Annotated in this window: 9 protein-coding genes; 2 read left to right on the forward strand and 7 right to left on the reverse strand. The window is 51.0% G+C overall.

Features of this window, described 5'->3' with window-relative positions:
* Together ABYW01_RS09980 and ABYW01_RS09985 are read right to left on the reverse strand one after the other, a co-directional pair.
* The coding region (locus tag ABYW01_RS09980; protein ID WP_372832438.1) for a hypothetical protein at nucleotides 1-516 on the reverse strand (516 nt) is incomplete at its 3' end.
* Nucleotides 516-1,091 (reverse strand): hypothetical protein, encoded by a 576-nt coding sequence (locus ABYW01_RS09985; protein ID WP_372832439.1) that lies wholly within the window; start codon nucleotides 1,089-1,091, stop codon nucleotides 516-518. The genes ABYW01_RS09985 and ABYW01_RS09980, both read right to left, overlap by 1 nt.
* Before the next feature lie 142 nt (nucleotides 1,092-1,233).
* On the opposite strand from ABYW01_RS09985, the gene ABYW01_RS09990 reads away from it, so the two are divergent.
* A complete protein-coding gene (locus tag ABYW01_RS09990; protein WP_372832441.1) occupies nucleotides 1,234-1,707 on the forward strand; it encodes a DoxX family protein in 474 nt (157 codons plus the stop codon).
* Between the two features lie 102 nt (nucleotides 1,708-1,809).
* On the opposite strand, the gene trxC is transcribed toward ABYW01_RS09990, so the two are convergent.
* From trxC to rpmH, 5 genes are read right to left on the reverse strand one after another with little or no spacing between them, the layout of a single operon-like run.
* Nucleotides 1,810-2,247: a thioredoxin TrxC gene (gene trxC / locus ABYW01_RS09995; RefSeq protein WP_372832443.1), complete on the reverse strand. Its 438-nt coding sequence runs from the start codon at nucleotides 2,245-2,247 to the stop codon at nucleotides 1,810-1,812.
* 54 nt (nucleotides 2,248-2,301) lie between these two features.
* Entirely contained in the window at nucleotides 2,302-3,669 is a 1,368-nt protein-coding gene (gene mnmE / locus ABYW01_RS10000; protein ID WP_372832445.1) for a tRNA uridine-5-carboxymethylaminomethyl(34) synthesis GTPase MnmE, read from the reverse strand.
* Nucleotides 3,670-3,728: 59 nt separating this feature from the next.
* Entirely contained in the window at nucleotides 3,729-5,399 is a 1,671-nt protein-coding gene (yidC, locus tag ABYW01_RS10005; RefSeq protein WP_372832447.1) for a membrane protein insertase YidC, read from the reverse strand.
* Nucleotides 5,400-5,402: 3 nt separating this feature from the next.
* Nucleotides 5,403-5,783, reverse strand: a complete 381-nt coding sequence (gene rnpA, locus ABYW01_RS10010) for a ribonuclease P protein component (protein ID WP_372832449.1) — start codon at nucleotides 5,781-5,783, stop codon at nucleotides 5,403-5,405.
* Nucleotides 5,784-5,812: 29 nt separating this feature from the next.
* The gene (gene rpmH / locus ABYW01_RS10015) at nucleotides 5,813-5,947 is read right to left on the reverse strand and encodes a 50S ribosomal protein L34 (RefSeq protein ID WP_193954566.1); all 135 of its coding nucleotides are present in this window, start codon (nucleotides 5,945-5,947) and stop codon (nucleotides 5,813-5,815) included.
* Nucleotides 5,948-6,516: 569 nt separating this feature from the next.
* Between rpmH and ABYW01_RS10020 the strand changes: the two genes are divergently transcribed.
* Nucleotides 6,517-7,159 (forward strand): DnaA N-terminal domain-containing protein (locus tag ABYW01_RS10020; protein WP_372832451.1); only part of this gene is annotated, 643 nt, incomplete at its 3' end.

Raw genomic sequence — 7,159 nt, forward strand, 5'->3', positions numbered from 1 at the left:
GTCATTTTCGGAGCGGCGAGCGACAACGGTTGCTTCATCGGCGGTATCAAAATTCAGCCCGTCAAAACCGTTATTATCCTCTTCCAAGGTCAGTTCAACGCGGTCTCCGTACAGATTCTTAATGGTTTGAGCCGCGGACTCCGTATTCTGATGGCGTAAGGTGAACGTGCGTACGATATCGTCACGGTAAACCACAATATCACCCTGATACTGCTCTTCGGTCATGATCAGATAGCTGTTATTACTTTTGCTATAGCGATACCAGAGCCCGGATACACGCGACAAGGTATCCACCGCGTGTTTCAGATCCACATCACGCAATAATAGATTCACCTGAGCCCCACTGGCTGCCTGAGTGACTGCGATGTTACTGCCGGTCATCGCTGCCAGAATTCGGGTCGCATCCTCGATGGCAGCGTTTTTAAATTCAACAAACTCGATCGTCTTGGTGACTGCATTAGCCGTAGGGGCCGCGATGCACAGACAGACCAGTAGCGTCTGGATATATTTTTTCATCACTGAATCACCACTTTCTCACCAAGGTTGCCGAACTCGATAATCAGGTTAAGCGGGTTGATCTCAACAATCCGCACGACGGTATCACTGGTCATCTGTTGCAGGCCCACCTTGTCACCTTCCTTCACTACAAAGGTGCCGAGGCCGTTGATATTTAAAAGACCGGCCTTTTCACCGTCCATACGGATAAAGCCGCGAAATTGCATTCGAGGGATACCCTGAGATTCTTCCTGTTGTGCTTGGCTTAGCGAGAATTTACCGCTGCTCTTTGTATCCTCGGTGGTGTTACCACTCAGACGTTTAGGGACGAAGAGATCTTTTTTCTGGAGGCTCGGTGCTGAAGGCTGACGGGTTTGTTCGGTATCGGCAAATGGGTCACGCGCGTTACGCGATAGACGTTTATCCATCTGCTGATTCACGCGTGCATAGTATTGCTCGAGTTTTTTCAGATTTCCGGCCAGATCGGAAGAGTCTAATGCTTCAACTCTAAGGGGGGATGGCGACTCGTTGGCTGTTTCTGCCTGTGCGATCAGGGGTATCCATACAACGAGCGCCAGCAGAAAGCGAACAGCCACGTGTGTCTCCAGAGTGTATGAAGTTGAGTACTTCAGGATTATTTAGCCCTACATTCTATGCATTTTATAATCGTTTTCAATAATAAAAACGATTATCATTTAGATTGTATTATTTGGTTTTGCCATAGGAAGGGATGCAATTGTGGGATTAGATCTGGCGTTGGTTGGTTTAAGAGTTTGTTTAGGTTCGATTTTTATTATTCATGGGGCGGATAAGCTGGGATGGGATAGCGGTGTATTTTGGCGCGAAGATAACCTGCTGGACTATACCCTGATTCAGTTGCAGGGATTTACGCAGCTAGTGGCGGGTTTATTTGGTTTTCTCTCAGAAGATCAGATTCGCTATCTGGCGCTGTCAGCCGCGTTAATCGAACTGATAGCTGGTTGGGCGCTGGCGTTGGGGTTTTTCACGCGACATGCTGCACTGCTATTGAGTGGACTGATGATGGTTGCGATCTACTTTCATCTGCCGCAGGGGTTTTATGCCCGTAATGGCGGGTTTGAGTGGGCGATGTTGTGTCTGGCGGGCAGTCAGGTGATGGTATTTATGGGGGCTGGCCGTTTTTCGGTCAGTGGCATATTCCGTGCGGTGAGCACAGCGGAAAGTCAGGTGTAGTCAGAAGTAGGAGGTCAGAGCGTTCACAATGTTTTGACCCCGATATACAACAGCGATCTGCATTCCCACGCGGGAGCATGGGAACGATGTGCATGGCGGACGTTAAACCGAGACACCCTGTTGCTGTAGCCATTGCTTGAGCTGAGGCAGTGGCAACGCCCCACTCATGCGAGCAACCTCTTTGCCCTGGCGGAACAGGATCAGGGTGGGAATGGAGCGAATTTGCCATTGGCTGGCGATGCCCTGCTCTGCTTCGGTATTCAGCTTAGCCAGTCGGATGTTGGGCTCAAACTCCTTTGCTGCTTGCTCGAAGATCGGAGCAAACTGCTGACAAGGACCACACCAGGTCGCCCAGCAATCGACCAGTACCGGAATATCGTTGCGATTGAGTACGCTGCTGACGTTGGCGGCAGACAATTCCTGTGCCTTACCACTGAAGACGGGTTGTTTACACTTGCCGCATTTCGGACCATCGCCTAGACGATCCGCTGGTATACGGTTGGTGACGTTACAGTGTGGGCAACTAAGATTCAGTGACATCGTTATTCTCCTTGTGAGTCCAACACACGGCGTGACTCTGCGTGGGACTTCAGTTTACTTGCCGATACAGAACGAACTGAAGATTCGGCCAAGCAGATCGTCTGAGCTGAATTCACCGGTAATTTCGTTCAGCGCCTGCTGTGCCTGACGCAGATCCTCGGCCAGTAACTCACCCGCCCCGTTCATCACTAGCTGGTCATGACCGGTTTGCAGCAGTTCATGGGCCTGTTCCAATGCTTCCAGATGACGACGACGGGCCAGAAATCCACCTTCGGTGGTGCTGGTGAAGCCCATACAGGTCTTCAGGTGGTCGCGTAGGGTATCCACACCTAAATTGCCTTTTGCTGAGAGTGCGATCAGGGTGTGACCGTGGGATTCGCGCTGGCCGATGGATTCACCGCTGAGGTCTGCCTTATTGCGGATGACGGTAATTTTATCTGCATCGGGCAGCTGGTGAACAAACTCGGGCCAGATCTGTTCGGGATCGTCCGTGTTGGTTGTTGTGCTATCCACCATCAATAGCACCCGGTCGGCGTTGCGGATCTCGTCCCAGGCACGGTTGATACCAATGCGTTCCACCTCATCAGGTGCTTCGCGTAAACCGGCAGTATCGATGATATGTAACGGCATCCCATCGATATGAATATGTTCGCGCAGGACATCACGGGTGGTCCCAGCAATATCCGTGACGATCGCCCGTTCCTGACCTGCCAGGGCATTGAGCAGGCTTGATTTACCGGCGTTCGGACGGCCCGCGATTACCACGTTCATGCCTTCACGCAGCAAGCTGCCCTGCTTGGCTTCGGACTGGACGGCGTCTACCCGCTCCAGCACGCTTTCCAGATCGGACAGTACTTTACCGTCAGCCAGGAAATCGATCTCCTCTTCAGGGAAGTCGATGGCGGCTTCGACATAGATACGCAGCTGAATCAGAGATTCAACCAACTCGTGGATACGATTGGAAAACTCCCCCTGCAGTGAGCGCAAGGCGCAACGTGCCGCTTGCTCGGAGGAGCTGTCGATCAGGTCGGCAATGGCCTCTGCCTGTGCCAGATCCAGCTTATCGTTGAGGAACGCCCGTTCAGAGAACTCACCTGGACGTGCCAGACGGGCACCCAGCTCCAATACACGACGCAGGATAAAGTCCATGATGATCGGGCCGCCGTGACCCTGCAGCTCCAGAACGTCTTCGCCGGTGAAGGAGTTCGGTCCGGGAAAATACAGGGCGATACCCTGATCGATCTGATTACCGCTGCCATCCATAAACGGACCGTAATGGGCGTAACGGGGTTTGGGTTCCAATCCCAGTATGTCACGGGCGATGGCCTGCGCCTGTTTACCCGAGACGCGGATAATGCCCACACCGCCACGTCCCGGAGGGGTAGCCTGAGCTGCAATGGTATCTTGATCAATCAGTGTCATATTCTTGTACCGTCAAAAGCAAAAAAGGCCCTGAAGGGCCTTTTTAATAGGGAGATGGTTTACTTGGCTTTCGCCGGTTCACCACTGCCCTCGATCTGTTTGTTGATCACGTACTGCTGTGCGATAGAGAGTACGTTGTTCACTACCCAGTACAGGGTCAGACCTGCCGGGAACCACAGGAAGAAGAAGGTGAAGACAATTGGCAGCATCTTCATGATCTTCGCCTGCATTGGGTCTGGAGGAGTTGGGTTCAGCGACTGCTGAATAAACATACTCGCGCCCATCAGCAATGGCAGGATGAAATATGGATCTTTGGATGACAAGTCAATCAGGTACAAGAACTCGGCATGACGCAGTTCCACAGATTCCATCAGTACCCAGTACAGAGCGATGAAGACCGGCATCTGCGCAACAATTGGCAGACAGCCACCCAGAGGGTTGATCTTCTCTTTCTGGTACAGCTTCATCATTTCCTGAGACATCTTCTGGCGATCATCGCCATACATCTCTTTCATGCGCTGCATTTCTGGACCGAACTTACGCATCTTCGCCATGGACTTGAACGCTTTCGCATTCAGGTGGAACAGCGCAGCTTTCACCAGTACGGTAACACCGATGATTGCCAGACCCCAGTTACCCAGGAAGGAGTAAACCTTGGTCAACAACCAGTACAGAGGAGAGGCAACCCACCACAACCAACCGTAATCTACGGTAAGTTTCAGGTTTTCGTTGGCCGCTTCCATCTGATCCTGATCTTTAGGACCTGCGTAGAAGTTTGCGGTGACTGTCTTAGTCTCACCCGGTGCAACAATGAAGTCAGGAGAGATAAAGCCCATGATGTAAGCGTCGTTCAGCTTGCGAGACTTGTAGCTGTACTCGGCACCGGCTTCCGGGATCCAGGCACTGACAAAGTAATGCTGAACGAAGGCAACGTACCCATCCTGAGAAGTGGCTTTAAACGCCTTCTCATCCATATCGTCGAAATCAACTTTCTGATAGTTGTCTTCAACGGTGGAGAACACTGCACCCAGGTAGGATTGCATACCCATATCGGTGCTGGTGGTTGGGTCTTCGCTGCTATCACGCTTGATCTGGCCGAACAGATTTGCCTTCCAGTTTTCTGCAGACTGGTTATCGACAATATAGGACAGGCCAACGTTATAGGATCCTTTGGTGAAGGTATAACGTTTGGTGATCTTCACACCTTTGGAATCGGTGAGTTTCAGATCAACGTTAATACTTTCCTGTTCACCCAGCTCAAATTGAGCCGCATCAACCTGATATGTTGGACGACCTGCTTTGCTGGCATCCGGACCATCGCTACCAACCAGACCGCTCTGAGAAACGTATGTGCGGTTGGTGGTCTGTTCCATCAATACGAATGGCTGCTCAGAACCCAGAGCTGCTTTATGTGCTGGCAGGGCCACCTGAATGATATCGCCACCTTTAGTGTCGATAATGACATTCAGCACATCAGTGTTGATGGTGATCAACTGTGCGGAAGCTGCTTTAACTTTCGTGCCGGTATTTGGTACGTCTGCGCTTGCTGTTTCTTCGTCAGCCGCAACGGGCAGATCTGTTTCCACAGCAGGAGTACTGTACGCGGAAACCGAAGTCACTACCTGCTCACCCGCTGTCTGCGACTGGCCGTAGTCTTCGTTCCACTGCAGTACCAGCATGTAAGAGATCAATGCCATTGCGGTGATCAGTATGATTCGCTGTACATCCATGGGTTAACCGTTTTCTTTGTTTGTACGCTGTTTAGCTTTTTTTCTTAGCCGCGACCAACACTTGGAACTCAATTTGTGAAGATCTTCGGATTCCAGGTCGCCTAGTCCACGTCGTGCGAGCACGACAATGTCAACCGCAGGTAATTTATGCTGATTGAGGCGAAAAGACTCGCGAATGATACGCCGAACACGGTTACGTTGCACCGCTAAGCGTATATTTTTTTTGGATAAGACAAACCCGATACGAGGATGATCGAGTCCGTTGGGACGGGCAAGAATAAGGATCTGTTGGTCTGGTACTTTCAGAGAAGCATTATCAAATACTCGCTGAAAGCCCCCACCAGTAAGAATTCTTAACTCGCGGGGATATCCGAATGTGGTCATTCAAATAACCAGACCTTTTCAGGAAGCCATTACTTAGACAGACGCTTACGGCCTTTAGCACGGCGACGGTTAATCAACTGACGACCATTTTTGGTAGCCATGCGAGCACGGAAACCGTGAGTACGTTTGCGTTTCAGAACGCTTGGTTGGAATGTTCTTTTCATCGGAGTAGTCCTACTAACACTCGTTAATTTTGGGTGCCTGAGTATCAGCACGGTAAAAATTAGACCGCGGATTCTACGTAATCTGATCTACACCTTCAACCGTAATTTACCTCTTTTGTATAAATATTCGGCAAAAAAATGGCAATCTGGATAACCTCAGGATATCTGCCTAAATCTGTTGAAAACTTAGGTATCCAATAAATAATCAATAAGATAGCCTGTGATTAAGGCTGGGGGAATCACGTTGAAAGGTTGTTGTTTAAATCACCAAAAAATTCTCTGATCCCCGTAAAACGGGCATCTTCGGCCTGATTGGGTTCAGTGTAAGGTATTTTGCAAATAATGGAATTGTTTGTGGATAAGTGGGCGGCTTGAGGATAAAATCCTTACTCTTGGATAAATAAAGCCTTCAGTGCCACCGAAACTGCATAAAAGCAGGCCCGCTGCGCTGTGTACAAGTCGTGCTACACCCCTGTGTTTGCAGGCTGTATATAAGGTGCGGTGTGTGTATAGCAGCGTACGGATCAAGTACGGAACGTACTTAGAACGTGGAGAGGATCAGTTAAATTATGTCGACGGAATTGTGGGATCGCTGTTTGCAGAGCCTTCAGGAAGAGTTTCCTGCTCAGCAATACAATACCTGGATCCGACCTCTGAAAGCATCGCCTGACTCCCCGGATCAACTGGTTCTGTTGGCGCCAAACCGTTTTGTTAAGGACTGGGTCAGCGATAAGTTCCTGTCCCGGATTCGTCAGGTCGTATGTGACGTCAGCGGCGATATCAGCGCCAGCGTCTCTCTGGATGTGGCGGGTATGGCCGGTGCCGCACGCGGTATGCGTCAGCGCCCTGTTATGCCATCACGTGCACGACCTGCGGCAGTTGCGCCGATTCCGGCCGCGACACCTGCAGCGCAACCTGCTGCTGTTCATGCGGCGCCGACGCCTGCTGCTGCCGCGCCGGTTAGCTTCGGTGTACCTGAATCAGCCGATATCATCACCCCGCCAACGGTTTCCGAAGCGCGTGAATCGCTGTTTCAAATGCCTCAGCCTGAACTGCCTCTGGGTCATGAAGCGACACTCAGCACCAGCAGTATGGTGACTCAGGTTCCGATCAGCGAACGTCTGGTCGAGGTTGAGGGCGGCGTCCGCCATCAATCCAATTTGAACAACTCGTTTACGTTCGAGTCCTTTGTTCAGGGTAAGTCGAACCAAC

The organism is Pontibacterium sp., from assembly GCF_041587635.1.
Taxonomy (GTDB): domain Bacteria; phylum Pseudomonadota; class Gammaproteobacteria; order Pseudomonadales; family Balneatricaceae; genus Pontibacterium.

Bases quoted from the DNA above. Each gene is read 5' to 3' on its own strand.
- trxC (WP_372832443.1), bottom strand. From the start codon at position 2,247: ATGTCACTGAATCTTAGTTGCCCACACTGTAACGTCACCAACCGTATA.
- mnmE (WP_372832445.1), bottom strand. From the start codon at position 3,669: ATGACACTGATTGATCAAGATACCATTGCAGCTCAGGCTACCCCTCCG.
- yidC (WP_372832447.1), bottom strand. From the start codon at position 5,399: ATGGATGTACAGCGAATCATACTGATCACCGCAATGGCATTGATCTCT.
- rnpA (WP_372832449.1), bottom strand. From the start codon at position 5,783: ATGACCACATTCGGATATCCCCGCGAGTTAAGAATTCTTACTGGTGGG.
- rpmH (WP_193954566.1), bottom strand. From the start codon at position 5,947: ATGAAAAGAACATTCCAACCAAGCGTTCTGAAACGCAAACGTACTCAC.